Consider the following 1169-nt stretch of genomic DNA (forward strand, 5'->3'; position numbering starts at 1 on the left):
GACCGCCGCACTCGCGGCGGTGGCGGCGGCGTTCGCGCTTTACCTGCGGCCCGAGTTCATGGTGACGCTGGCCGACCAGATCTGGGCTTGTTTCTAAGCCTCGCTCACCGAGCCTGGCATGCACGTCCAGGCTCCTGGAGCCACCATGGGGCTGCGGCAAGATGGCCCCGGTCAGCGCACCAACAAACAATATCCGGAGACGTTCCACCATGCAGACCTTCGTGATCACTGGTGCCTCGGACGGCATTGGCGCCGAGCTGGCACGTCAGCTCACGGCCGAGCACGGTGCAAAGGCCACCCTGGTGCTGGCCGCGCGCCAGCGCGACGCGCTGGACGCCGTGGCCGCGCAATGCCGCCAGCACGGTGCGCAGGCGCTGGTCGTGCCCACCGACGTGTCGGACGAAGCCCAGTGCCGCGCGCTGATCGGCGAGGCCGTGCGGCAGACCGGCCGGATCGACGCGCTGGTCAATAACGCCGGCGTTTCGGCCCAAGCCCTGTTCGCCGAGGTAAGGGCCGAAGATCTGGGTTGGTACGAGCGCGTGATGCGGATCAACTTCTGGGGCAGTGTCTGGTGCACGCATGCGGCCCTGCCCCATCTGCTCGCTTCACGCGGTCGCATCGTTGCCGTGTCCTCGCTGGCGGGCCTGGTCGGCGTGCCCGGACGCACCGCCTACAGCGCGAGCAAGTTCGCGCTGAGCGGCTTCTTCGAGGCGCTGCGCGCGGAACTCAAACCTTCCGGCGTGAGTGTCACCACCGTCTACCCTGGCGTGGTGGCCACGCGCACCCGCCATCGTGGCTACAACGCCCGGGGCGAGGCTGCGGGCAGCAGTGGGCTGCGGGAAGACAAGGCCATGCCCGTGGAGGAATGCGCCCGCATCATCCTGCGTGGCATGGCGCGCCGCCAGCGCGAGGTGGTGATGACCACTCAGGGCAAACTCGGACGCTGGCTCAAGCTGCTTGCGCCAGGCGTGGTGGAACACATCGCGCTGGCTGCGCTCAAGGACGAGGTCAAGCCCCATTGAACAGCCTACTTAGCAACCCGCCGATCAAGGCGCACGCCAGCGCCGCCCCCCAAGCGGTCTCCGAATGGGTACAACGCTGGGCGCACCTGGTGCCCCGCCCCGATGCCGATGCCGATGCCGATGCCGATGCCGATGCCGATGCCGATG

The 1169-nt window shown here is 68.4% G+C and carries 1 protein-coding gene; it reads left to right on the forward strand.

The window, feature by feature from the left end:
- Positions 1-209: 209 nt before the first annotated feature.
- A complete protein-coding gene (locus HGR_RS14950; RefSeq protein WP_006299197.1) occupies positions 210-1022 on the forward strand; it encodes an SDR family oxidoreductase in 813 nt (270 codons plus the stop codon).
- The last annotated feature ends 147 nt before the right edge of the window (positions 1023-1169 follow it).

It is taken from the genome of Hylemonella gracilis ATCC 19624 (assembly GCF_000211835.1).
GTDB lineage: Bacteria > Pseudomonadota > Gammaproteobacteria > Burkholderiales > Burkholderiaceae_C > Hylemonella > Hylemonella gracilis.